Here is a 25,300-nt window from a genome sequence, read left to right on the forward strand (position 1 = left end):
TTCTATCGATTAAGAAAGGCGTTGTACGGCAATATGAGCCAACCCCACGAGTGCTTGCTTGTATGGGGAGTTTTCCAGCGCCTGCAAAGCAGCTATTGCTTTATCTGCTTCTTCCTCTGCTCGTTTACGGGTATATTCCAGTGAACCGCACTGTTTCATGGTTGCCAGTACGGTTTCGAGTAAATGACGGCCATTACCTTTTTCAATTGCTTCACGAATAAGCGCTGATTGTTCTGGAGTACCATGATTCATAGCGTGCAGCAAAGGCAATGTCGGTTTACCTTCGTTAAGATCATCACCCGTGTTTTTGCCTAATGTATCGCTATCGGCATCATAATCCAGTAAGTCATCTATTAACTGGAATGCAGTGCCTAAATAACGGCCGTAATTTTGTAAAGCTGTTTCTTGTTCTGGGGTGGCGTTAGAAAGAATTGCAGAGGCATGTGCGGCGACTTCAAATAATCGGGCTGTTTTACTGTAAATCACCCGCATATAATCATCTTCAGAAATATTCGGATCATTGCAGTTCATCAACTGTAAAACTTCACCTTCAGCGATGACATTGGTTGCTTCTGACATCAACTTAAGAACTCGCATAGAGTTAAGAGCTGTCATCATCTGGAAAGATCGTGTGTATATAAAGTCACCAACCAGTACGCTCGCAGCATTGCCAAACATGGCATTGGCAGTCGCTTTGCCACGTCGCATGTCTGATTCATCCACAACATCGTCATGTAACAGAGTCGCTGTGTGGATAAATTCAATTAATGCGGCAACAGTAACATGCTTATCACCCTGATAACCCAATGCTCTGCTAGCCAGGATGGCAATGATTGGGCGGAGGCGTTTTCCACCACCGCTGATTATGTAGTAGCCCAACTGATTGATAAGAGTAACGTCAGAATTCAACTGACTAAGAATGGTTTCATTTACCGCTGCCATATCATCAGCGGTTAGCTTGATAATAGATTCTAAATTCATATTTTTTCGGCTATGGGTTTTAATGCAGAGCTGTGTTCATATTAACATTAAAATAGTTATTGCTGTGTCTTGATTGTACTCGAAAAACAGTCTAAATAAATGACAATTCAGCAACTATGTTTTTTTATCATCTGCTCTAATTCTGCACTTGTCTTCTTAGGCTTTTTTGCGTAGAATTCGCGCCCTATTATGAATATTTATAGTGCGCTCTGGAATGATATTTAAGGGGGCGTGCGGAAAGCGGAGTTTATATGTACGCGGTTTTCCAAAGTGGTGGTAAACAACACCGAGTCAGCGAAGGTCAAACAATTCGCCTGGAAAAGCTGGACATCGCAACGGGTGAAACTGTTGAGTTTGACCAGGTTCTAATGGTCGCTAATGGTGATGACATCAAAATCGGCGCTCCTGTCGTTGAAGGCATTAAAATCAAAGCTGAAGTGGTTGCCCACGGTCGTGGCGAGAAAATTAAAATCGTTAAGTTTCGTCGTCGTAAACACAGCCGTAAACAGCAAGGCCACCGTCAGTGGTTCACCGATGTTAAAATCACTGGCATCGCTTAAGATTTAGGAGAGCAGATTAATGGCACACAAAAAGGCTGGCGGCTCAACTCGTAATGGCCGCGATTCTGAAAGCAAACGTCTGGGTGTAAAACGTTTTGGTGGCGAGTCTGTACTAGCAGGCAGCATCATTGTTCGTCAACGTGGTACCAAATTCCACGCTGGCAATAACGTTGGTTGTGGTCGCGATCACACCCTGTTCGCATTAGCTGACGGGAAAGTTAAATTCGAAGTTAAAGGCCCGAAAAACCGTAAATTTATCAGCATTGAAGCTGAATAAGTTTTTCGAGTTATAAACCCTATGGATTTCAAGATGCATCGCGACGGCAAGGGAGCGAATTCCCGGGAGCATAGATAACTATGTTACCGGGGTGAGTGAGTGCAGCCAACAAAGAGGCAACTTGAAAGATAACGGGTATAAACCGAATCAGAAGCCCTGCATGTGTTGCGGGGCTTTTTATATTCTAAAGTACGCCATCTCTGGGTAACACGGCCGTCCAGCACTGTAATGGCTATCATACGGAGAAAAAATATGAAATTTGTAGATGAAGCCAGAATACTGGTTGTTGCGGGGGATGGTGGCAATGGTTGTGTCAGCTTCCGTCGTGAAAAATATATTCCGAAAGGTGGGCCAGACGGTGGGGATGGTGGAGATGGTGGAGATGTTTATCTGCTAGCAGATGAAAATCTCAATACGCTAATTGACTATCGTTTTGAAAAATCCTTTCGGGCAGAACGTGGCCAGAATGGCCAAAGTCGTGATTGTACTGGCAAGCGTGGTCAGGATATCACGATTAAAGTCCCTGTTGGGACGCGTGTCCGTGATGCAGTAACCGGCGAAGTTTTAGGCGATATGATTCGTCATGAACAGCGTTTAATGGTAGCGAAAGGTGGATTTCACGGGCTTGGCAATACCCGCTTTAAATCTTCTGTCAACCGGGCTCCTCGCCAAAAAACGATGGGGACCTCAGGTGAAACCCGTGAATTGATGCTGGAACTGATGTTGTTGGCGGATGTTGGTATGCTAGGGATGCCAAATGCGGGCAAGTCCACATTTATCCGTGCTGTTTCTGCCGCTAAACCAAAAGTTGCAGATTATCCATTTACCACTCTGGTACCAAGCTTGGGTGTAGTAAGGATGGATAACGAACAAAGTTTCGTTGTGGCTGATATTCCAGGGCTCATTGAAGGTGCTTCCGATGGCGCTGGTTTGGGTATTCGTTTCTTGAAACATCTGGAGCGTTGCCGGGTATTGCTGCACTTAATCGATATTTGTCCTGTTGATGAATCAGATCCTGTTGAAAATGCCCGGATTATTGTCAACGAGCTACAGCAATACAGTGAAAAATTGGCAGAAAAGCCACGTTGGTTGGTATTCAATAAAGTTGATCTGCTGGATCCAGAAGAAGCTAAACAGCGTGCCCAAGCTATTGCTGATGAATTGGGGTGGGAAGGCGACTTTTATATGATCTCAGCAATAAATCATTTGGGTGTTAAAGCGCTTTGCTGGGATATTATGGAGTTTATGAAAACTCAGCCTCGTAATATGAGCACAACAGAAGGTGAAGCTCAACCTGAGAAAGTTGAATTTATGTGGGATGACTACCATAAGAAGCAATTGGAACAGGTTTCGGAAATAGACGATGACTGGGATGACGATTGGGACGAAGATGACGACGAAGGCGTTGAGGTTATTTATAAACGCTGATTTTTTTACTTTCTCATCATAGTTAAGGGCGCCATATTTGTGGCGCCAATTTTATCAGTTGCTTTGGTATAAATCTTTGTACAGCCTGCTTTCGAATCGAATCAAAGGAGCTCGACGGTTGCGATGCTCTTTTGGCGGTACAGCGTAAGCAGAAATAAATTGCACGAAAGCAACTTGTTGACCGCTAGCAGTGGTTATAAAGCCAGCCAGATTATAAACTCCTTGCAGGGCACCGGTTTTAGCCGAAACTTTTCCGTTTACTCCTGCTTCATCCAGCCCTCCCCGATACCTTAGTGTGCCGTCATGACCTGCTAATGGCAGCATGGAAATAAAATCTAATTCTTGATCATGTTGAGCAATAAACTGTAATACTTCCATCATGGTTGTTGGAGTAATCAGATTATGGCGGGATAATCCTGAGCCATCCACCATTACGGTATTTCCTAGATCGATACCTGCTTTTTGCTTTAACACTTGCCGTACTGCATCAGAGCCTGAACGCCAGGTACCAGGTATATCAAAGTGTTGTCGGCCTATTGTCCGAAATACGGTATCAGCGATCATATTGTCAGATTTTTTTAGCATGACTTTCAGCAGATCATGTAATGGCGCTGATTGATTTTGCGCCAGAACTTTTCCCGGGTCAGTTGGTAGGCTTTGGCGTTTGAGATTACCTGTGATTTCAATTCCTGCAACTTGCAATTCATTTTTGAGAATTGCCCCGGCATAGCTGGCGCCATTTTGAATCGCGAAAGCCAGTGGCAGCGGTTCACTGCGTTGGGTAAGGCATCCGGTAAGAGTAAAACGGTTAAGTTCTCCGGGAATGATGTCCAGTTCGCAGTACTGGCTTTCAGGAGAGCCTTTTGCCAATGTCTTAACTTCACTAAACATATTTACGGGATAAAAAGATGCTACGCGGATAAATGCAGTATCACCGGGGTGTTCAGCACTATATAACGAAACTGAAAAACAGTTTCGATCTACAATTGCGGCAGCAGGGGGAGCACTGAAACATTGGGTCATGTCATTCCATACCCAACCGGGAGCTTTATCGTGGCTGGCAAAGGCGGAAACATCTATCAGAAGATTGCCGTCAATTTTTTCCACGCCAGATTGTTTCAGGACTGTGACCATATTGCGAAGTTGTTGACGGGTCAGTGTCGGATCTCCGACAAAACGAGCGATTAAATTCCCTCTCAGGACGCCGTTTGAAATTTTTCCGTGGCTTTCCAGAGTGGTGATAAAGCGATAATCTTTACCCAGTTGTAACAATGCTGCAAGAGCTGTGACAACTTTCAGCGTACTTGCTGGTAGAGCCATTTGCTGCCCGTGATAATCAATTAATGGGGTATTGGCACCAACCTTTTGAGCGATTAATGCCAGATTAGTACCATCAGGCAGATATTGCGTATATTCCTCAACGGGCGTGGCGTTTGCGTTGGGTGTAATTAAATACAGAGTGGTAACGCAAACTAATCTGCTGGCAATTTTAAAGAAGGACATAAATTTCGCATATGGATGTAGACGTACCACAATACTAAGGCGCAAAGTGGGGAAAAGTAAACGATGACCCATCACCAAGTCTACGTTAGAATGATATATTAATATGTAAAATATGATTGTGAACTCCGGGTAGCCCTGTGGTTTGCACTATTGTTTATTGTCTGTAAGCCCGCCCGACAAGGTGTGCTCATTGTGCTGTTATCTGAAAACATCAGGATGATGCTTGTTTTTTGCTCAGGAAAGATTTAGAGGATTAATAAATGAAACAGATTCCAATGACGGTACGTGGCGCGGATAAGTTGCGCGAAGAGTTAGATTATCTAAAGAACGTACGCCGTCCAAAAATTATTTCAGACATTGCTGAAGCACGTGAACATGGTGATCTGAAAGAAAACGCTGAATATCATGCTGCTCGTGAACAACAAGGTTTCTGCGAAGGCCGTATTCAGGAAATAGAAGCTAAGCTTTCTAATGCACAGGTGATTGATGTCACAAAAATGCCCAAGACTGGACGTGTTATTTTTGGGACTACAGTTACGGTTTTGAATGTTAATACTGATGAAGAGCAGACTTACCGGATTGTGGGTGATGATGAAGCAGATATTAAAGAAAATTTAATTTCAGTGAATTCACCAATTGCCCGCGGTTTGATAGGTAAAGAAGTTGATGACGTTGTTATTATCAAAACACCAGGTGGTGAAGTTGAGTATGAAATCCTGAAAGTTGAATATATTTAACTTCAGGATTGGCCTGTTGCTACTGATTTACGTTAGGTAATATTGCGCAAGGATCGTGTAGAAAGTAAAAAAGGCCGAAGATGGCCTTTTTTATCATAGTATGCGCCCGGAATTTTATATAAATGAGGTTTGATTATTTAGGTAAAATAATTTTGCGTTCTTCCGATTGGCGGTAAAGAACCAAGGTCTTACCGATAATTTGCACATTATATGCACCGGTCTCGCGGACAATTGCATTGGCGATCAAATTTTTGGTTTCACGATCTTCGCCTGCGATTTTGACTTTGATAAGCTCATGGTGTGACAGCGTTTGCTCAATTTCGGCCAACACACCCTCGGTCAAGCCGTTATTACCAATCATGACGACAGGTTTTAGCGGGTGAGCGAGACTTCTCAGGTGTTGTACTTGTTTTTTGTTAAGGGTCATTGTTTTTTTGCTTAGTTAGGATTGAAAACGGGACATTCTACCGCCATCTCATCTCTATCACCATAAATAGTGTGTTGTGGTTTTGGTGTATGGAGCAATAGATATCTGGCTCTTTATTCGTAGTATAGTTGGAAAGGACAATGGCCAATAAAAAACGTTCGGCAAGCTCCAGTCGCTGGTTACAAGAACACTTTAGTGATAAATATGTTCTGCAAGCACAGAAAAAAGGGCTTCGTTCTCGCGCTTGGTTTAAACTTGATGAAATTCAACAAAGTGACAAAATTTTTAAGCCTGGCATGACCGTTGTCGATTTAGGAGCAGCTCCTGGTGGGTGGTCTCAATACGCAGTAAGTCAAATTAATGATAATGGGCGAGTGATTGCCTGTGATCTTTTACCGATGGATCCCATTGTTGGCGTCGATTTCCTTCAAGGTGATTTTCGTGATGAACTTGTATTGAAAGCATTGCTTGAGCGAGTTGGTGATAACAAAGTCCAGGTCGTCATGTCGGATATGGCGCCCAATATGAGCGGAACACCTGCGGTCGATATTCCTCGATCCATGTATCTGGTTGAATTGGCGTTAGATATGTGTCGTGATGTGCTGGCCCCCGGGGGGAGTTTTATTGTCAAAGTGTTTCAGGGAGAAGGCTTTGATGAATACCTGAGGGAAATTCGCTCCCTATTTACGAACGTGAAAATTCGTAAGCCAGACGCTTCGCGGGCACGATCGCGTGAAGTATACATTGTAGCGACAGGGCGGAAACTATAGTACCCTGAATGCTATTTGTTAACACAGTTGTAATATGAGGTTAATCCCTTGAGTGACATGGCGAAAAACCTGATTCTCTGGTTAGTTATCGCAGTTGTGCTGATGTCGTTATTCCAGAGTTTTGGTCCCAGCGATTCCAATAGTCGTAGGGTGGATTATTCTACCTTCATCAATGAATTAGCCCAGGATCAGGTGCGCGAAGTTCGTATCACAGGTCGTGAAATTAATGTTAGTAGGAAAGATAACAGCAGATACACCACTTACCTACCAGTACAGGATGAAAAACTGTTAGATACGTTACTGAATAAAAACGTAAAAGTGGTTGGTGAACCCCCAGAGGAACCAAGTCTGCTAACTTCTATTTTCATTTCCTGGTTCCCGATGTTATTGCTTATTGGGGTCTGGATTTTCTTTATGCGTCAGATGCAGGGCGGCGGCGGTAAAGGGGCAATGTCTTTTGGCAAAAGCAAGGCCCGTATGCTGACAGAAGATCAGATTAAAACCACTTTTGCTGATGTTGCTGGTTGTGACGAAGCGAAAGAAGAGGTTGGTGAACTGGTGGAATATCTGCGAGAGCCAGGCCGCTTCCAGAAGTTGGGTGGAAAAATCCCGAAAGGTATTCTAATGGTCGGGCCTCCGGGTACGGGTAAGACTTTGCTGGCAAAAGCGATTGCGGGTGAAGCGAAGGTGCCATTCTTTACTATCTCCGGTTCTGACTTCGTTGAAATGTTTGTTGGTGTTGGTGCATCCCGTGTTCGTGATATGTTCGAGCAGGCGAAGAAAGCAGCACCTTGTATCATCTTTATTGATGAGATCGATGCGGTGGGCCGTCAGCGTGGTGCTGGTTTGGGTGGCGGTCACGATGAACGTGAGCAGACTCTGAACCAGATGCTGGTTGAGATGGATGGTTTTGAAGGCAACGAAGGTATTATCGTTATTGCCGCGACTAACCGCCCCGATGTACTTGATCCTGCGTTGCTGCGTCCTGGTCGTTTTGACCGTCAGGTTGTTGTTGGTTTGCCAGATGTACGTGGTCGTGAGCAGATTCTGAAAGTTCATATGCGCCGGGTTCCTCTGGATACTGATGTTGATGCCTCTGTCATTGCTCGCGGTACTCCGGGATTCTCTGGCGCTGATTTGGCTAACCTGGTGAACGAAGCTGCTTTGTTTGCTGCTCGTGGTAACAGACGTGTAGTTTCTATGGTTGAATTCGAAAAAGCGAAAGACAAAATCATGATGGGCGCAGAACGTCGCTCTATGGTGATGACGGAAGAGCAAAAAGAATCAACTGCTTATCATGAAGCAGGCCATGCCATTATTGGTCGCTTGGTTCCTGAGCATGATCCTGTTCATAAAGTTACCATTATCCCGCGTGGTCGCGCTTTGGGTGTGACTTTTTTCCTACCGGAAGGAGATCAGATCAGCGCCAGTCGTCAGAAGTTGGAAAGCCAGATTTCAACCTTATATGGAGGTCGTCTGGCGGAAGAGATTATTTACGGTCCAGACAGCGTTTCTACTGGCGCATCTAACGATATCAAAGTGGCGACATCAATTGCCCGTAACATGGTAACGCAGTGGGGTTTCTCAGAAAAACTCGGCCCATTACTCTATGCAGAGGAAGAAGGAGAAGTGTTCCTTGGTCGTTCAGTTGCTAAAGCTAAGCACATGTCTGATGAAACTGCTCGTCTTATCGATCAGGAAGTGAAGGCAATTATCGATCATAACTATCAACGTGCTCGTCAGATTCTGATGGACAACCTTGATATTCTGCATTCGATGAAAGATGCATTGATGAAGTACGAAACTATTGATGCCCCCCAGATTGATGACTTAATGAATCGTACAAATGTGCGCCCACCCGCTGGATGGGAAAGCGATAATGGCAGCAATAATAACAGTCGCCCAACGGGTAATACACCTCCTCCTCAGACTACAAAACCAACTGGTGATATCAATACATTGGCGCAAGGTGGTGAACAGGTAGGGCGGTCAGGAAATAAAGATCAGTAATTGTTCCATTGTTTCGTAGCCTGATTGATATATTCATGAAACCCCAGGTAAGCCCTGGGGTTTTGACATTGAAGGTAGCCCGACATGAAACTCAGAGTCAGAGATAATATTCTCAACCTTTCTCGCCCACAAATAATGGGTATTTTGAATGTGACTCCAGATTCGTTTTCTGATGGTGGTGTTCATAATACTCTGGACATGGCCTTACGGCATGCCGAAAAGATGATTAATGAAGGGGCCGCGATCATTGATATCGGTGGAGAATCTACCCGTCCTGGAGCTGATGAAGTTAGTGAACAGGAAGAAGTGGAGCGTGTTGTTCCGATTGTTGAAGCTCTAGCTCAACGGTTTAATATTTGGATTTCCGTTGATACCTCGAAAGCATTGGTGATGAGTGAGTCAGCAAAAGCTGGTGCTCATTTGATTAATGATATTCGTGCATTGCAAGAGCCTGGTGCTTTGGAAAGCGCGGCTAAATCTGGTTTACCCGTTTGCTTGATGCATATGAAGGGCCAACCACGGACGATGCAGGATGCGCCACATTATGAAAATTTGTTAAGTGAAGTGAAACAATTTTTTACTGAGCAAATTGAACGTTGTGTGATGGCAGGAATAGCAAAAGATAAACTTGTTCTTGACCCCGGTTTCGGTTTTGGCAAGAACTTGACACATAATTATCAGTTACTGGCACACTTAAACCAATTTCATCAATTTGGTTTACCTGTGCTGGCAGGAATGTCACGTAAGTCTATGATAGGTCAGTTACTTCATGTACCGCCACAAGAAAGGATTATCGGTAGTGTAGCTTGTGCTGTTGTCGCTGCTATGCAAGGCGCGCAAATTATCCGGGTGCATGATGTCAAAGAAACCGTGCAGGCAATGCAAATTGTCGAAGCAACACTTTCAGCAAAGGAAGAAAAGAAATTATGAGTAACCGCAAATACTTTGGTACTGATGGTATCCGTGGCAAAGTGGGCAATAGCCCAATTACGCCAGATTTTGTGTTAAAGCTTGGTTGGGCTGCGGGTAAGGTATTGGCTCGTCATGGTTCTCGTAAGATTATTATCGGTAAAGATACCCGTATTTCTGGCTATATGCTGGAATCTTCTTTAGAAGCAGGTTTAGCTGCGGCTGGCTTGTCGGCTTCGTTCACTGGTCCTATGCCAACACCTGCTGTAGCTTATTTGACTCGTACCTTCCGTGCTGAAGCTGGAATTGTTATCTCTGCTTCTCATAATCCTTATTATGATAATGGTATTAAATTCTTCTCTATTGACGGTACGAAACTGCCAGATGATGTGGAAGAGGCAATTGAAGCTGAAATGGAAAAGCCACTGACTTGTGTGGAATCCGCAGAGTTGGGACGTGCAAATCGTATTGTTGATGCTGCTGGTCGTTATATTGAATTCTGCAAAGGTACATTTCCAAGTGAGCAAAGTCTTAATGGATTGAAAATTGTACTTGATTGCGCTAACGGTGCGACTTACCACATTGCCCCAAATGTACTCAGAGAATTAGGAGCTGATGTTGTGACGATTGGCTGTGAGCCGAACGGTATCAATATTAATGAAAAATGTGGTGCTACCGATGTGCGTTTATTGCAACAACGCGTTGTAGAAGAAAAGGCAGATGTTGGCCTGGCATTCGATGGCGATGGTGATCGCGTTATTATGGTTGATCATTTAGGACAGAAAGTTGATGGCGACCAAATCCTTTATATTATTGCCCGTGAAGCATTGAGACAAGGACAACTGCGTGGTGGAGTTGTTGGTACGCTGATGAGTAATATGGGATTGGAGCTGGCATTGAAGCAGCTTGGTATCCCGTTCTTGCGTGCTAAAGTGGGCGACCGTTATGTGCTGGAAAAATTGCAGGAAGAAGGCTGGCGTTTAGGCGCCGAAAATTCTGGTCATGTTATCTTACTGGATAAAACAACTACGGGTGACGGCATTGTTGCTGGTCTTCAGGTTCTGAGCGCTATGGTACGTAACCATATGAGTTTGCACGATCTGTGTAGTGGTATGAAACTTTTGCCACAGGTGCTGGTAAATGTTCGTTTCTCCGGTTCACACGATCCACTTAAGTCGGAAAATGTAATTAACATTACTAAATCTGTTGAAGCTGAATTGAATGGTCGTGGACGGGTATTGTTACGTAAATCTGGTACTGAGCCATTGATTCGTGTCATGGTGGAGGGTGAAGATGATGTACAAGTCACGGCCTTGGCTCATCGTATTGCTGATGCAGTGAAACTCGCTGGTTAATTTGTTGTTTTTTTCCTCAAGTGATTCTGATTATTGAAATTAACCTTGCGTATCAGATGTGGTTTGGTTAGTATTCAGACCCACTCAGTCAGGCGATTAGCCTGTTTGAGTGGGTGATGCGGTATAAGGTAACCACATAGATTGTGGTAAACCCCACGAGGACATAGGTACGACATATGTATGAAGCTCTTTTAGTTGTTTTCTTGCTGGTTGCTATCGGGCTAGTTGCCTTGGTTATGCTACAGCAAGGTAAAGGTGCTGATATGGGTGCTTCCTTTGGTGCGGGTGCCTCTGCAACGTTATTTGGTTCATCGGGTTCTGGTAACTTTATGACCCGTATGACTGCGATTTTCGCTACTCTGTTTTTCGTTATTAGTTTGGTGCTTGGTAATCTGACCAGTAATCAGACCGGTACGAGCAGCAAATGGGAAAATATTGGCGAGCCTGCTAAAGTCGAGAAATCAACAGAGATTCCGGCGGCGCCAGCAGCACCAAATAGTGATATCCCGCAGTAATCATCACAAGAAAGAATTGAGATGAGGTTGTTTAATCAGCGATAGCCTCATGTAGTGCCGAGGTGGTGAAATTGGTAGACACGCTACCTTGAGGTGGTAGTGCCCACACTAGGGCTTACGGGTTCAAGTCCCGTCCTCGGTACCATTATTCGGATAGCTTGCGTTTTCGCAGTTATCGGCGTAATATTTGCCACGTTTTCGAACGCGGGATGGAGCAGCATGGTAGCTCGTCGGGCTCATAACCCGAAGGTCGTCGGTTCAAATCCGGCTCCCGCAACCACTTCTTAAATTAAGATGCACCTTTTTGAACGAAATAATTCAGCAATATTTGAAATATTGATTCTGATTTAAAGGGGCATGAAGTGAGTGGTTGAAGCCACTGGCAGCAAATAGGGTCCAGTTGCATAAAGCCCCGAATTTCGGGGTTTTTTGTTATTTGACAACAGAACTACTGGGCTAATTAGCCCTTTTTTTATGTCTTGGGGGTGGGCTTGTCCACATTAGAGCAAAAATTAACAGCGATGATTTCAGCACCAGTTGAAGCTTTAGGCTTTGAGTTAGTCGGCTTGGAGTTTATTCGTGCACGTGTTTCTACACTGCGGATTTATATTGATAGTGAGAATGGTATCACTGTTGATGATTGTGCTGATGTTAGCCACCAGGTCAGTGCGGTGTTGGATGTCGAAGATCCTATTTCAGTGCTTTATAACCTGGAAATTTCTTCACCTGGCTTAGAGCGTCCATTGTTCACGGTTGAACATTACCAGCGTTTTATTGGTGAGGAAGTCAGTCTGGTTTTACGTATAGCAATGCAAAACCGTCGTAAATGGCTGGGCACTATCAAAACTGTCGACGGCGAAATGATCACGGTTACGGTGGATGGAAAAGATGAAGTGTTCGCACTGAGCAACATCCAGAAAGCGAACCTGGTACCCCACTTTTAAAGTTCGGATGAGGCAACTAGGATGAATAAAGAAATTCTGGCTGTTGTGGAAGCGGTTTCCAACGAAAAATCCCTTCCACGCGAAAAGATCTTCGAGGCGCTGGAAACAGCATTGGCCACAGCCACCAAGAAAAAATATGAACAAGATATTGATGTTCGTGTCAGCATTGACCGTAAATCTGGCGATTTTGACACCTTCCGTCGTTGGTTAGTTGTTGAAGAAGTGACTCAGCCGACGCGTGAAATTACGCTAGAAGCGGCTAGATTTGAAGAGCCTGAAATCGATTTGGGCAGCTATACCGAAGATCAAATTGAATCAGTGACATTTGATCGTATTACAACACAAACCGCTAAACAGGTTATTGTACAAAAAGTACGTGAGGCTGAGCGTGCTATGGTTGTTGACCAGTTCCGCGAACAGCAAGGTGAGATCATCACTAGTGTGGTTAAGAAAGTCAATCGTGAGAATATCACTCTTGATTTGGGCAATAATGCTGAAGCCGTTATCCTTCGCGAAGACATGTTACCAAGGGAAAATTTCCGCCCAGGTGATCGTGTGCGTGGTGTACTGTATGATGTTCGCCCTGAAGCACGAGGTGCGCAACTGTTTGTCAGCCGTTCCCGTCCGGAAATGCTGGTTGAACTGTTCCGTATTGAGGTTCCGGAAATTGGTGAGGAGCTAATTGAAATTAAAGCTGCTGCCCGTGATCCGGGATCTCGCGCCAAAATTGCAGTAAAAACGAATGACAAACGTATCGATCCGGTTGGTGCTTGCGTTGGCATGCGTGGTGCGCGAGTACAGGCCGTTTCCAGCGAACTGGGCGGCGAACGAATCGATATCGTATTGTGGGATGATAATCCTGCTCAGTTTGTCATTAATGCTATGGCTCCGGCTGATGTTGCATCCATTGTTGTTGACGAAGACAAGTGCACGATGGATGTTGCCGTTGAAAGCAATAACTTAGCGCAGGCTATCGGCCGTAATGGTCAAAACGTGCGCCTGGCTGCGCAGTTGTTGAAAAAGCACCGTGGTGATGACAAATGGGAATTAAATGTCATGACTGCTGAAGAGCTACAAGCAAAACATCAGGCAGAAGCTCATGCTTCTATTGATACATTCACTAAGCATCTCGATATTGATGAAGAATTCGCTACTGTTCTAGTCGAAGAAGGGTTTTCAACTCTGGAAGAATTGGCTTATGTGCCAATTAAGGAACTTCTGGAAATTGAGGGCCTTGATGAGGAAACTATCGAAGTCCTGCGTGAACGTGCGAAAGCTGCTTTAACTACTCTGGAACTGGCTCAGAAAGAAAGCCTCAGTGATAAACAACCGACTGAAGAGTTGTTAAATCTGACTGGTATGAACCGTACTCTGGCATTTGACCTGGCTGCCCGTGGCATCTGTACGCTGGAAGATCTTGCCGAGCAGGGTATCGACGACCTATCTGATATTGAAGGTTTGAATGATGAGAAGACAGGCGAGCTCATCATGGCGGCCAGAAATATCTGTTGGTTTGGCGATGATGCGTAATAAACCGTAGCAGGAAGGAACAGCATGACAGATGTAACCGTAAAATCACTGGCAGAAGAGATCCAGACTTCGGTTGATCGCTTAGTACAGCAATTTGCTGATGCAGGGATTAAAAAAACCGAAACTGATTTTGTCTCCCAGAAAGAAAAAGAAGCTTTACTGGCACATTTGAACCGCGAACAAGGCGGTTCGGCTGGTAAACCCGATAAATTAACATTGCAGCGTAAGACACGTAGTACGTTGAATGTTTCAGGCACCGATGGTAAAAGCAAACCGGTAGCCGTTGAGGTCCGCAAAAAGCGTACATATGTGAACCGCGATGCAATTGAACAGGCTAAAGCGGAAGAACAGGCGAAGCGTGAAGCGGAAGAGCAAGCACGGCGCGAAGCAGAAGAAAAAGCGCAACGCGAAGCCGAAGCAGCAGCGAAGAAACTCGCTGAAGAGCAGGCTAAACGTGAGGCAGAAGAAAAAGCCAAACGTGAAGCAGCTGAAAAAGCTAAGCGCCAGGCAGCGGAAAATGAAAAAGTGACCAATCAACATACCGAACATAAACAAAAACCAGCCCAGACTGACAAAACAGCTCAAAGTGAAAAAGCACGTCGTGAAGCAGAAGCTGCTGATCTTAAGCGCAAAGCAGAAGAAGAGATGCGTCGTAAGGTAGAGGAAGAAGCTAGACGCGTTGCTGAGGAAGCTCGCCGTATGGCTGAAGAGAATCAGGATAAGTGGTCAAGTGATTCAGATTCTATTGATAACGACGATTATCATGTCACTACTTCCCGTCATGCCCGTGCGGCAGAAGACGAAAACGATGCTAAAGTTGAAGGCGATCGTCGTGCTCGTGGTCGTAGCGGTAAGGCTACTCGCCAGAAGAAAAATAATAAGCATTCTGAATCTAAAGCAGATCGTGAAGAAGCACGCGCAGTTGGTCGTACAAAAGGCAAGCAACGTAAAACCAGCACATTGCAACAAAGTTTTAATAAGCCTGTAGCGGCTGTTAACCGTGATGTTGTTATCGGTGAAACCATTACTGTTGCTGAGTTGGCTAATAAAATGGCTGTCAAAGGTTCTCAGGTCATCAAAGCCATGATGAAAATGGGTGCAATGGCAACCATCAACCAAGTGATCGATCAGGAAACAGCACAGCTAGTTGCTGAAGAGATGGGTCATAAGGTTATTTTGCGTCGTGAGAATGAGTTGGAAGAAGCGCTGATGAGCGACCGCGATACAGGTGAAGCTGTTGCTGAACCTCGCGCACCAGTTGTGACGATCATGGGCCACGTTGACCACGGTAAAACTTCTTTGCTGGATTACATTCGTTCTACGAAAGTGGCTTCTGGGGAAGCGGGAGGTATTACCCAGCATATCGGTGCTTACCATGTTGAAACTGAAAGTGGCATGATTACTTTCTTGGATACTCCAGGGCATGCTGCATTTACTTCAATGCGTGCACGCGGTGCAAAAGCTACCGACATCGTGGTTTTGGTTGTTGCTGCCGATGATGGTGTGATGCCTCAGACTATCGAAGCTATTCAGCATGCAAAAGCAGCGAATGTGCCTGTGGTTGTTGCGGTTAACAAGATTGACAAACCGGAAGCTGATCCAGATCGCGTGAAGAATGAGCTTTCTCAGCACGGAGTTCAGCCTGAAGAGTGGGGCGGTGAAACCCAGTTTATCAATGTATCTGCTAAAGCTGGTATTGGTATTGATGAATTGCTGGACGCAATCTTACTTCAAGCTGAAGTTCTTGAACTAGAAGCAGTCCATTCTGGCATGGCAAGCGGCGTTGTTATCGAATCATTCTTGGACAAAGGCCGTGGTCCGGTTGCGACAGTACTGGTTCAAGAAGGTACTTTGAACAAAGGTGATATTGTACTTTGTGGCTTTGAATATGGACGAGTTCGTGCAATGCGTGACGAACTTGGTCGTGAAGTGTTCTCCGCAGGCCCATCTATTCCAGTGGAAATCCTTGGTCTGTCCAACGTACCTGCGGCTGGTGATGAAGCGACTGTTGTACGTGATGAGAAGAAAGCTCGTGAGGTTGCTCTGTATCGTCAGGGTAAATTCCGTGAGGTCAAACTGGCTCGCCAGCAGAAATCTAAACTGGAAAACATGTTTGCTAACATGGAAGAGGGTGAAGTTTCTGAATTGAACATTGTTCTGAAATCTGACGTTCAGGGATCATGTGAAGCGATCCGCGAAGCATTGGAACAATTGTCTACCAATGAAGTGAAAGTAAAAATCATTGGCTCTGGCGTAGGTGGTATTACTGAGACTGACGCAACACTGGCTGCTGCTTCTAATGCAATTATTCTAGGCTTCAATGTTCGTGCTGATGCTTCCGCACGCCGAGTTGTTGAAAATGAAAACTTGGATCTGCGTTATTACTCTGTTATTTATAGCCTGATTGATGAGGTTAAGCAGGCAATGAGTGGTATGCTGGCGCCTGAATATAAACAGCAGATCATGGGGCTAGCAGAAGTTCGTGATGTGTTTAAGTCACCGAAATTCGGTGCGATTGCCGGTTGTATGGTGACTGAAGGTACTATTAAGCGTAATAATCCAATTCGTGTATTACGTGATAACGTAGTGATTTACGAAGGTGAATTGGAATCCCTTCGCCGCTTTAAAGATGACGTTAACGAAGTCCGTAATGGTATGGAATGTGGTATCGGTGTTAAGAACTACAACGATGTTCGTGTTGGTGACATGATCGAAGTATTTGAAGTTATTGAAGTTAAACGATCTATCGCCTAATTCCTACCACTGGTTAATTTCATTATTGGGGGGCTTTTGCCCCCCAAATGTCAGGAGATATAACAATGGCAAGAGAATTCAGTCGTACTCAGCGCGTTGCACAGGAAATGCAAAAAGAGATTGCCATCATTTTACAACGAGAAGTGAAAGATCCCCGAATCGGTATGGCGACTGTTTCTGGCGTTGAAGTTTCCCGTGATTTGGCTTATGCCAAAGTATTTGTCACCTTTCTGAATGTGTTGACTGAAGAGCATGATTCTGAAGTGGTAAAGAATGGTATTAAGGCATTGAATGAAGCTTCTGGTTTTATTCGTTCTCTGCTGGGTAAAGCAATGCGTTTGCGTGTCGTACCAGAATTGACTTTCTCCTACGATAATTCCCTGGTAGAGGGGATGAGGATGTCTAATCTGGTTACTAATGTTGTGAAGAATGACGAACAGCGCCGTGCTTCTGCGGATCACAAAGAGGAGAAGTAATGGGGCGTCGTCGTCGCGGTCGTGATATACATGGTGTGTTGTTACTGGATAAACCGCAGGATATTTCTTCTAATGATGCGTTACAAAAAGTAAAACGTATTTTCAACGCCAGCAAAGCGGGTCACACTGGCGCGTTGGATCCACTGGCAACGGGTATGCTACCGGTTTGCCTTGGTGAAGCCACGAAGTTTTCCCAGTTCTTACTTGATTCTGACAAGCGTTATCGAGTGATAGCTCGTCTTGGTCAGAGAACTGATACATCTGATTCACACGGGCAAATCATCAGTGAAAGGGCAATCCTGCTAAATCAGGCTCAACTTGATGCAGCTTTGGATAAATTCCGTGGGGATACCATGCAAATTCCTTCCATGTATTCTGCACTGAAACATCAGGGAAAACCATTGTATGAGTATGCTCGTCAGGGTATTGAAGTAGAACGCGAAGCACGGCCGATTACAGTTTATGAATTACAGTTTATCCGTTGGGAAGATGATGAGCTGGAATTGGAAATACACTGTTCGAAAGGGACTTATATTCGCACTATTATTGATGACTTAGGTGAATTATTAGGCTGTGGTGCTCATGTTATTTATTTAAGACGTTTACAGGTAGCGAATTATCCAAATGATCGTATGGTAACACTTGAGCAATTATATGAATTGCAAAAGCAGGCTAAAGATCAGGAAATACCTGTGGGCGAATTAATTGATTCATTATTATTACCAATGGATAGTGCAATTGCTCATTTCCCAGAGGTTAATTTGATTCCAGTAGTTGCGGCTTATTTTAAGCAAGGTCAGGCGGTACGCAGTGCCAAATCTCCGACTTTGGTTGAAAGTCTGGTACGTGTAACTGAAGGTGACGAACGGAAATTCATTGGCATTGCTGTTATCAATGACGATGGGCTTGTTGCTCCCCGCCGTTTAGTTGTTGAAAGCCGGGACTAGGGTGTTTGGGGCTATCTTGCGCTTAACTTATTTGCAGCGTAGAATGGCGCAGTTATATGTTGGGTAGCTGAATTAGAGATCGGCACCTGTAATTTTAGTTTATATGTTTTTGGAGTTGTAATATGTCTCTAAGTACTGAAGCAAAAGCGCAAATTATTGCTGAATTTGGTCGTGATGCGAATGACAGTGGTTCTAGTGAAGTACAGATTGCTTTGTTAACTGCACAGATTAACCATCTGCAAGGCCACTTTTCAGAGCATAAAAAAGATCACCACAGCCGTCGTGGTCTGCTGCGCATGGTTTCTCAGCGTCGTAAACTTTTGGACTATCTGAAGCGTAAAAATGTAACAAGTTACACTGCGCTGATTGGGCGTCTTGGCCTGCGTCGCTAATCAAGCAAGTTTCAGTGGAAAGGGGCCATATATGGCCCCTTTTCTTCTGAGAAGCCATCATAGGTAACAGCACGAAAAATGTTGGTGATGGTTTTTATTAAGGCTCTTCAGTTACAGAGGTTCGCGCGGCTAATGAGAGTGCTTAAAGGAGTAAGACCTGTCGTTAGTCGCGAGGATGTGGCATGAAGAGATTATTCATTGTTGTCTGCTGAATATAAAAGACAATGTTAACGAAAGGATATTATTTTGCTTAATCCGATTGTTCGTAAATTTCAATATGGTCAACATACCGTTACTATCGAAACAGGTATGATGGCTCGCCAGGCCACTGCTGCTGTCATGGTCAATATGGATGACACGGCTGTATTTGTCACTGTTGTTGGTCAGAAAAAAGTAAAAGAAGGTCAGGATTTCTTTCCACTGACTGTTAACTATCAGGAGCGTACTTATGCTGCTGGTCGTGTTCCAGGCAGCTTCTTTCGTCGTGAAGGTCGCCCTGGTGAAGGCGAAACATTAGTCGCTCGTTTGATTGATCGTCCTTTGCGTCCTCTGTTCCCGGAAGGTTTCCTGAACGAGGTGCAGATTGTAGCGACAGTTGTTTCTGTTAACCCGCAAGTTAACCCAGATATTGTTGCAATGATCGGTGCTTCTGCTGCGCTGGCACTATCTGGTATTCCGTTCAATGGTCCAATTGGCGCGGCTCGCGTTGGTTATATTAATGATCAGTATGTGCTTAACCCAACTAGTGATGAGCTGAAAAACAGCCGTTTAGATCTGGTGGTTTCAGGTACTGCTGGTGCTGTTTTGATGGTTGAATCTGAAGCTGACATTCTAACTGAAGAGCAAATGTTAGGTGCGGTAGTATTCGGCCATGATCAACAACAGGTGGTTATTGATAACATCAATGCGTTGGCTGCGGAAGCAGGTAAAGAAAAATGGGATTGGGCGCCGGAACCTGTAAATCAAGCGTTACATGACCGTGTAGCTGAATTGGCAGAAAGCCGTTTGGGCGATGCTTACCGTATCACTGAGAAACAGGAGCGTTATGCTCAGGTCGATACTATCAAAGAGGAAGTAACGGCTGCGTTGTTGGAACAGGATGAAGCTCTAGAGGAAGGCGAAATCCATGAGATTCTGGGTAGCTTAGAGAAAAAAGTTGTCCGTAGTCGTGTTTTGCGTGGCGAACCACGTATTGATGGCCGTGAAAAAGATATGGTTCGTGCATTGGACGTACGTACTGGAGTTCTGCCTCGTACACATGGTTCTGCGCTGTTTACTCGTGGTGAAACTCAGGCTTTGGTTACTGCGACTTTAGGTACAGAACGTGATGCTCAGATCATTGACGAGTTGATGGGAGAGCGCACAGATCGTTTCCTATTGCACTATAACTTCCCGCCATATTCTGTTGGTGAAACAGGTATGATTGGCTCGCCAAAGCGTCGTGAAATTGGTCATGGTCGTCTGGCTAAACGTGGTGTAGCGGCAGTCATGCCGAAAGCTAACGAATTCCCATATACCGTTCGTGTAGTTTCTGAAATCACGGAATCAAACGGCTCGTCTTCAATGGCATCTGTTTGTGGCGCATCTCTTGCGTTGATGGATGCAGGTGTGCCGATTAAAGCTGCTGTTGCTGGTATTGCTATGGGGTTAGTGAAAGAAGGCGACAATTTTGTTGTTCTGTCTGACATCTTGGGTGATGAAGATCATTTGGGAGATATGGACTTTAAAGTCGCGGGTAGCTGTGAAGGCATCAGCGCACTGCAAATGGACATCAAAATTGAAGGCATTACCCGTGAAATCATGCAAATTGCTCTGAATCAGGCAAAAGGTGCGCGTTTGCATATCTTGGGTGTAATGGAACAGGCCATTAACAGCCCACGTAATGAAATTTCTGAATTTGCACCACGCATTCATACTATTAAGATCAACCCTGATAAGATTAAAGATGTTATCGGTAAAGGTGGTTCAGTTATCCGTGCACTGACAGAAGAAACTGGAACTACCATTGAGATCGAAGATGACGGCACAGTGAAAATTGCTGCAACTGATGGTGAAAAAGCAAAACATGCCATTAGTCGTATTGAAGAAATCACTGCTGAAATCGAAGTGGCTCGTATTTACGCTGGTAAAGTAACTCGTATCGTTGATTTTGGCGCATTTGTTGCTATCGGTGGTGGTAAAGAAGGTCTGGTACATATTTCTCAGATTGCTGATAAGCGTGTTGAGAAAGTGGCTGACTATTTGCAGGTTGGTCAGGAAGTTTCAGTTAAAGTTCTGGAAATTGATCGCCAGGGTCGTGTTCGTCTGAGCATTAAAGAAGCGACAGCCGGCGTAATTGTCGAGGATACACCAGTAGTACCACAATCAGCAGAATAAATTTGATGTATATACCCTATGGATTTCAAGATGCATCGCGACGGCAAGGGAGCGAATCCCCAGGAGCATAGATAACTATGTTACCGGGGTGAGAGAGCGCAGCCAACAAAGAAGCAACTTGAAAGATGACGGGTATAAACGGCGTCTTGTAAAAAGGCGCCGTTTATAGACTCAGGGCAGGAGGCCCAATAAATGCAATATGGGTGATAGGGCATTCTTAATTTAATGTCTGACTTTCGGGAGTAGGAAATGAATCTTTTTCTGCGCTGGTGTTATGCTGTAGCAATACTTCTTTTGGCAGGATGCAGCAGCAAGGATTGGCGTAAAAACGAAGTTTTTGCTATTCCGTTACAACCTTCATTGCAACAAGAAGTCATTCTGGCTCGCATGGAACAGATTCTTGCGAGTCGGTCATTGACAGAAGATGAGTACGCACAGCTTTTATATGAGAGAGGTGTGCTGTATGATAGTCTCGGGCTGAGAGCTTTGGCACGGAATGATTTTTCTGTTGCCTTATCTATTCGGCCTAATATTCCAGAAATTTTTAATTATCTGGGAATTTACTTCACACAGGCTGGCAATTTTGATGCCGCCTATGAAGCGTTTGATTCTGTATTAGAGCTTGATCCAACTTACAATTACGCGCGTCTTAACCGTGGCATCGCGTTGTATTACGGTGGTCGGTATAAGTTAGCGCAGGATGATCTGCAGGCGTTTTATCAAGACGATCCAAATGATCCTTTCCGTTCGCTGTGGTTGTACCTAGTGGAAAAAGAATTTTATCCTAAAGGGGCGATATTGAACTTGTCGCAGCACTACGAAAAAGCGAACCGGGGGCAATGGGGCTGGAATATAGTTGAATTCTATTTAGGCAAAATTAGTGAATATACATTGATGGACCGCTTGAAAGAGAATGCAACGGATAACACTTCGCTCGCTGAGCATCTCAGTGAAACTGACTTCTATTTAGGTAAGCATTACCTAAGTCTGGGGGACAAGGATAGCGCATCTGCGTTATTCAAGCTGACGGTAGCTAACAACGCACATAACTTTGTTGAGCACCGCTATGCATTGTTGGAATTGGCGCTGTTAGGCCAGGAACAAGATGACCTATCAGAATCGGACCAGCAATAGCTGACGAACATTTCGAGATCGATTAACAAAGTCCATCATCTTGACCGATGAGGGCTTATTTGTTCGTTTAATTAAATACTTTGAGCCAGTTCACATTTTAAATGAAAATGACCGAAATTTTTTTCGATGCGTTATGTAGACTGGCCGCCATAACTAATGAGGCACCATTACATGACCACTGAGACTGAAATCTCTTTTGCTGATCTGGGTTTATCAGCACCTATCCTTTCTGCACTGGAAGATCTTGGCTATGAAAAGCCATCTCCAATTCAGCAACAATGTATTCCCCATTTATTAAATGGTCGTGACGTACTAGGTATGGCGCAGACGGGGAGTGGTAAAACAGCGGCATTCAGTCTGCCTTTACTGCATAACATCAATGCTGAGTTGAAAGCTCCGCAGATCCTTGTGTTGGCACCGACCCGTGAACTGGCGGTGCAGGTAGCTGAAGCGTGCGCAGATTTTTCTAAACATATGCGTAACGTGAATGTTGTTGCGCTGTATGGTGGACAGCGTTATGACGTTCAGTTACGCGCTTTGCGTCAAGGGCCGCAAATTGTTGTGGGTACACCTGGACGCCTTCTGGATCATCTAAAGCGTGGTACTTTGGATCTGTCTAACCTGAGCGGTTTAGTTTTGGATGAAGCAGACGAAATGTTGCGTATGGGCTTTATCGAAGATGTTGAAAACATCATGAGCCAGATCCCCGCAGAACATCAGACTGCGCTGTTCTCTGCAACTATGCCAGAAGCTATCCGTCGCATTACCCGTCGTTTTATGAACGATCCGCAGGAAGTGCGTATCCAAGCGAGTGTAACGACTCGTCCTGACATCAGCCAGAGCTATTGGTCTGTTTACGGTATGCGTAAAAATGAAGCTTTGGTGCGTTTCCTTGAAGCAGAGGATTTTGATGCTGCGATTATCTTTGTGCGCACCAAAAACGCAACGTTGGAAGTAGCAGAAGCACTGGAACGTAATGGCTACAACAGTGCGGCGCTAAACGGTGATATGAACCAGGCACTGCGTGAGCAGACACTGGAACGTCTGAAAGATGGTCGTTTGGATATTTTGATTGCGACTGATGTTGCAGCGCGTGGTCTAGATGTTGAGCGTATCAGTCTGGTTGTTAACTATGACATTCCAATGGATGCCGAATCTTATGTTCACCGTATTGGCCGTACTGGCCGTGCAGGGCGTGCTGGTCGTGCGTTGTTGTTTGTTGAAAACCGTGAACGCCGCTTGTTACGTAACGTTGAACGTACAATGAAGCTGACTATTCCGGAAGTTGAACTGCCAAATGCTGAGTTGTTGAGTCAGCGTCGTCTGGAAAAATTTGCCGCTAATGTACAGCAGCAGTTGGAAAGTAGCGATCTGGATCAGTACCGTACTCTGTTGTCTAAATTGCAACCTGCGGAAGATTTGGATATAGAAACGCTGGCCGCAGCATTATTAAAAATGGCGCAAGGTGAGCGCCCATTGATTCTGCCGCCAGATCCGGTGCGTCGTCCTCGCCGTGAATTCAATGAACGTGATGATCGTCGTCGTAATGGCTTTGATGATCGTGGCGAACGTGGTGATCGTCCTCGTCGTGAACGCCGTGATGTTGGTGAAATGGAGTTGTATCGTATTGAAGTGGGCCGTGATGATGGTGTTGAAGTTCGTCATATCGTTGGTGCGATTGCTAATGAAGGTGATATCAGCAGCCGTTATATTGGCAACATCAAATTGTTTGCAACACATTCCACGATTGAATTGCCAAAAGGTATGCCAGGTGATTTGTTGTCCCACTTTACCCGTACCCGCATTCTGAATAAGCCAATGAATATGCAGTTAATGGGTGATGCGCAGCCATTTGAGCGCCGTGAACGTCGTGGTGGTGGGCGTAATGGTAATAATGGTAATGGTAGCGCTCCTCGCCGTGATCGTGAGAATTTCAATGGCGGTGGCCGTCGTTTCAATGGTGAACGCCGCGGTGGAGAAGGTCGTGGTGAAGGTCAGAGCCGTGGCAATTTCCGTGGTCGTGCCGATGATCATGGTTCATCTGCTCCACGCCGTCGTTACAACAATAGTAACGCGCAGTAATCATCTGGACTGATATTTAAATAATAAAAGCGGCTCTTTTTACAGGGGCCGTTTTTTTATCAGTTAATTGTATCAATTGCGGTATGATTCAGTCTTCTTGGGGATCAATTAAATCAATTACTTTGCCAATGATTTCATCGAGCAATTCAGCCTCTGTATCTGTGGCATATGTAGCTTTCGTTCCTTCTAAATCCAGTGTTCTGATTTGGTGACATAATACGACACCCGTAATTTCTCCAGAAAGTGTACTACGGCCATCAACCACAACTGTTGTACCTGATGAGCGTGGCTTACTCCCACCTGTTGTTATTGGACAACAAATTGCAGTTCCTAAAGCTTTATTCAATATAGTTTCAGTGATAACAATGAAGTAATGTTTTCCCTTTAATTCCCGGCCAGTCACTGGATCATGATCTACAAACCAGATTTCTCCTCGTCCTGGGAATTTTTTCCTTTTAGTCATCATTGTATTCCTTACCAACTGCCGGAGTTTCGTTCCAGAATGCCACTGATTGATTTAGTACTTTTATTTCCTGAGGATTGATTTCTGTAAGAAGCTGGGATAGGGTTTTTCTCCCTCTTCGTTGCCTTTTAGCAGATATTATATTGAGACATTCCCCCTGTTTATTTGGGGAACGCCTCAGAAAACGGGAAATAAAGCACGTTAAGGGATTTTCTCAGAATTAGGAAAAAATCGTACTCTAAGGTAATATCCAACGGCAATAATGCTATATGAAAATCTGGAGATGTTGGTCATGAGTGGATCAAATTTCACTTGATACATTGATGGTCAATGTATAAAATGAATACTATGACTAGATCAAGAACTGCTATTAAAACTGTAGAGCGTCCGGCAGTAGACTACACTGACCGACTGTATTGGAATGGCATCATCAAGATGAGCCTGTCCAAGTTCTTTATTTTCAGTGTATTGCAAACTCGTCCGATGCATGGTTACGAAATCGCCCGTGAGGTTGAGTGTTCAACACAAGGGTGTTGCGCCCCAACTGAGGGCACTATCTATCCGGTATTGCGTGAGTTGGAGCAAGGTGGCTATGTCACTGTGCACACTGAAACCGTCGCCGGACGTGGCCGTAAGGTCTACACCCTGACAGAGAAAGGACGTGAAGCGTTTGCTGTCGCAGTAGAAGCTTGGCTGGAAGTAACCCAATACATCACTCAACAACGGTGAT

The 25,300-nt window shown here is 44.8% G+C and carries 24 protein-coding genes and 2 tRNA genes; 22 read left to right on the forward strand and 4 right to left on the reverse strand.

Annotation, left to right across the window (positions count from 1 at the left end; translation table 11 throughout):
- Positions 1-9: 9 nt before the first annotated feature.
- Entirely contained in the window at positions 10-981 is a 972-nt protein-coding gene (ispB, locus tag EAE90_RS03595) for an octaprenyl diphosphate synthase (protein WP_214052308.1), read from the reverse strand.
- Between the two features lie 251 nt (positions 982-1,232).
- Between ispB and rplU the strand changes: the two genes are divergently transcribed.
- The 3 genes from rplU to cgtA all read left to right on the forward strand — a co-directional run bounded on the left by rplU (position 1,233) and on the right by cgtA (position 3,246).
- Positions 1,233-1,541: a 50S ribosomal protein L21 gene (rplU, locus tag EAE90_RS03600; RefSeq protein WP_214052309.1), complete on the forward strand. Its 309-nt coding sequence runs from the start codon at positions 1,233-1,235 to the stop codon at positions 1,539-1,541.
- Between the two features lie 19 nt (positions 1,542-1,560).
- Complete coding sequence (gene rpmA, locus EAE90_RS03605) at positions 1,561-1,818, forward strand: 50S ribosomal protein L27 (RefSeq protein WP_011148617.1); 258 nt, start codon at positions 1,561-1,563, stop codon at positions 1,816-1,818.
- A gap of 252 nt (positions 1,819-2,070) precedes the next feature.
- The gene (gene cgtA / locus EAE90_RS03610; protein WP_214052310.1) at positions 2,071-3,246 is read left to right on the forward strand and encodes an Obg family GTPase CgtA; all 1,176 of its coding nucleotides are present in this window, start codon (positions 2,071-2,073) and stop codon (positions 3,244-3,246) included.
- Between the two features lie 54 nt (positions 3,247-3,300).
- Here cgtA and dacB read toward each other — a convergent pair whose 3' ends face one another.
- Entirely contained in the window at positions 3,301-4,749 is a 1,449-nt protein-coding gene (gene dacB, locus EAE90_RS03615; RefSeq protein WP_214052407.1) for a serine-type D-Ala-D-Ala carboxypeptidase, read from the reverse strand.
- 260 nt (positions 4,750-5,009) lie between these two features.
- Here dacB and greA point away from each other — a divergent pair, with 260 nt between their 5' ends.
- Positions 5,010-5,486 carry a transcription elongation factor GreA gene (greA, locus tag EAE90_RS03620; RefSeq protein ID WP_036776530.1) on the forward strand — a complete coding sequence of 159 codons (477 nt, stop codon included), beginning with the start codon at positions 5,010-5,012 and terminating at the stop codon, positions 5,484-5,486.
- A gap of 133 nt (positions 5,487-5,619) precedes the next feature.
- Here greA and yhbY read toward each other — a convergent pair whose 3' ends face one another.
- Entirely contained in the window at positions 5,620-5,913 is a 294-nt protein-coding gene (gene yhbY / locus EAE90_RS03625) for a ribosome assembly RNA-binding protein YhbY (protein ID WP_214052311.1), read from the reverse strand.
- 140 nt (positions 5,914-6,053) lie between these two features.
- Between yhbY and rlmE the strand changes: the two genes are divergently transcribed.
- From rlmE to EAE90_RS03710, 17 genes are all read left to right on the forward strand, one after another.
- Positions 6,054-6,683, forward strand: a complete 630-nt coding sequence (gene rlmE / locus EAE90_RS03630; protein ID WP_049585096.1) for a 23S rRNA (uridine(2552)-2'-O)-methyltransferase RlmE — start codon at positions 6,054-6,056, stop codon at positions 6,681-6,683.
- Between the two features lie 57 nt (positions 6,684-6,740).
- The gene (gene ftsH / locus EAE90_RS03635) at positions 6,741-8,693 is read left to right on the forward strand and encodes an ATP-dependent zinc metalloprotease FtsH (protein WP_214052408.1); all 1,953 of its coding nucleotides are present in this window, start codon (positions 6,741-6,743) and stop codon (positions 8,691-8,693) included.
- Positions 8,694-8,777: 84 nt separating this feature from the next.
- Positions 8,778-9,623, forward strand: coding sequence for a dihydropteroate synthase (gene folP / locus EAE90_RS03640; RefSeq protein ID WP_214052312.1), 846 nt, complete (start codon positions 8,778-8,780; stop codon positions 9,621-9,623).
- Complete coding sequence (gene glmM, locus EAE90_RS03645; protein WP_214052313.1) at positions 9,620-10,957, forward strand: phosphoglucosamine mutase; 1,338 nt, start codon at positions 9,620-9,622, stop codon at positions 10,955-10,957. The genes folP and glmM overlap by 4 nt, the downstream gene beginning before the upstream one ends.
- Positions 10,958-11,133: 176 nt before the next feature.
- Positions 11,134-11,472 (forward strand): preprotein translocase subunit SecG, encoded by a 339-nt coding sequence (gene secG / locus EAE90_RS03650; RefSeq protein WP_214052314.1) that lies wholly within the window; start codon positions 11,134-11,136, stop codon positions 11,470-11,472.
- A 56-nt stretch (positions 11,473-11,528) separates the two neighbouring features.
- Positions 11,529-11,617 (forward strand) — tRNA-Leu (locus EAE90_RS03655).
- 58 nt (positions 11,618-11,675) lie between these two features.
- Positions 11,676-11,752 (forward strand) — tRNA-Met (locus tag EAE90_RS03660).
- Between the two features lie 211 nt (positions 11,753-11,963).
- Entirely contained in the window at positions 11,964-12,416 is a 453-nt protein-coding gene (gene rimP, locus EAE90_RS03665) for a ribosome maturation factor RimP (RefSeq protein WP_214052315.1), read from the forward strand.
- A gap of 21 nt (positions 12,417-12,437) precedes the next feature.
- Positions 12,438-13,946, forward strand: coding sequence for a transcription termination factor NusA (gene nusA, locus EAE90_RS03670; protein WP_011148606.1), 1,509 nt, complete (start codon positions 12,438-12,440; stop codon positions 13,944-13,946).
- Between the two features lie 24 nt (positions 13,947-13,970).
- Positions 13,971-16,700, forward strand: a complete 2,730-nt coding sequence (infB, locus tag EAE90_RS03675) for a translation initiation factor IF-2 (protein WP_214052316.1) — start codon at positions 13,971-13,973, stop codon at positions 16,698-16,700.
- Positions 16,701-16,765: 65 nt separating this feature from the next.
- Positions 16,766-17,176 carry a 30S ribosome-binding factor RbfA gene (gene rbfA / locus EAE90_RS03680; RefSeq protein ID WP_036776512.1) on the forward strand — a complete coding sequence of 137 codons (411 nt, stop codon included), beginning with the start codon at positions 16,766-16,768 and terminating at the stop codon, positions 17,174-17,176.
- On the forward strand, positions 17,176-18,123 hold the full coding sequence (gene truB / locus EAE90_RS03685; protein WP_214052317.1) for a tRNA pseudouridine(55) synthase TruB: 948 nt from the start codon (positions 17,176-17,178) through the stop codon (positions 18,121-18,123). The genes rbfA and truB overlap by 1 nt, the downstream gene beginning before the upstream one ends.
- A gap of 122 nt (positions 18,124-18,245) precedes the next feature.
- Positions 18,246-18,515 carry a 30S ribosomal protein S15 gene (rpsO, locus tag EAE90_RS03690; protein ID WP_015836102.1) on the forward strand — a complete coding sequence of 90 codons (270 nt, stop codon included), beginning with the start codon at positions 18,246-18,248 and terminating at the stop codon, positions 18,513-18,515.
- A gap of 246 nt (positions 18,516-18,761) precedes the next feature.
- Complete coding sequence (gene pnp / locus EAE90_RS03695) at positions 18,762-20,891, forward strand: polyribonucleotide nucleotidyltransferase (RefSeq protein ID WP_214052318.1); 2,130 nt, start codon at positions 18,762-18,764, stop codon at positions 20,889-20,891.
- Between the two features lie 249 nt (positions 20,892-21,140).
- Entirely contained in the window at positions 21,141-22,025 is an 885-nt protein-coding gene (gene nlpI, locus EAE90_RS03700) for a lipoprotein NlpI (protein WP_214052319.1), read from the forward strand.
- Positions 22,026-22,132: 107 nt separating this feature from the next.
- Positions 22,133-22,207, forward strand: a complete 75-nt coding sequence (yrbN, locus tag EAE90_RS24620) for a protein YrbN (protein ID WP_350385507.1) — start codon at positions 22,133-22,135, stop codon at positions 22,205-22,207.
- On the forward strand, positions 22,197-24,107 hold the full coding sequence (locus EAE90_RS03710; protein ID WP_214052320.1) for a DEAD/DEAH family ATP-dependent RNA helicase: 1,911 nt from the start codon (positions 22,197-22,199) through the stop codon (positions 24,105-24,107). The genes yrbN and EAE90_RS03710 overlap by 11 nt, the downstream gene beginning before the upstream one ends.
- 88 nt (positions 24,108-24,195) lie before the next feature.
- Here the strand turns inward: EAE90_RS03710 and EAE90_RS03715 are convergent, their stop codons facing one another.
- Complete coding sequence (locus EAE90_RS03715; RefSeq protein ID WP_339920709.1) at positions 24,196-24,573, reverse strand: type II toxin-antitoxin system PemK/MazF family toxin; 378 nt, start codon at positions 24,571-24,573, stop codon at positions 24,196-24,198.
- A gap of 345 nt (positions 24,574-24,918) precedes the next feature.
- Between EAE90_RS03715 and EAE90_RS03720 the strand changes: the two genes are divergently transcribed.
- Positions 24,919-25,299 (forward strand): PadR family transcriptional regulator, encoded by a 381-nt coding sequence (locus EAE90_RS03720; RefSeq protein WP_214052321.1) that lies wholly within the window; start codon positions 24,919-24,921, stop codon positions 25,297-25,299.
- Position 25,300: the final 1 nt, after the last annotated feature.

It is taken from the genome of Photorhabdus caribbeanensis, from assembly GCF_018448885.1.
Taxonomy (GTDB): domain Bacteria; phylum Pseudomonadota; class Gammaproteobacteria; order Enterobacterales; family Enterobacteriaceae; genus Photorhabdus; species Photorhabdus caribbeanensis.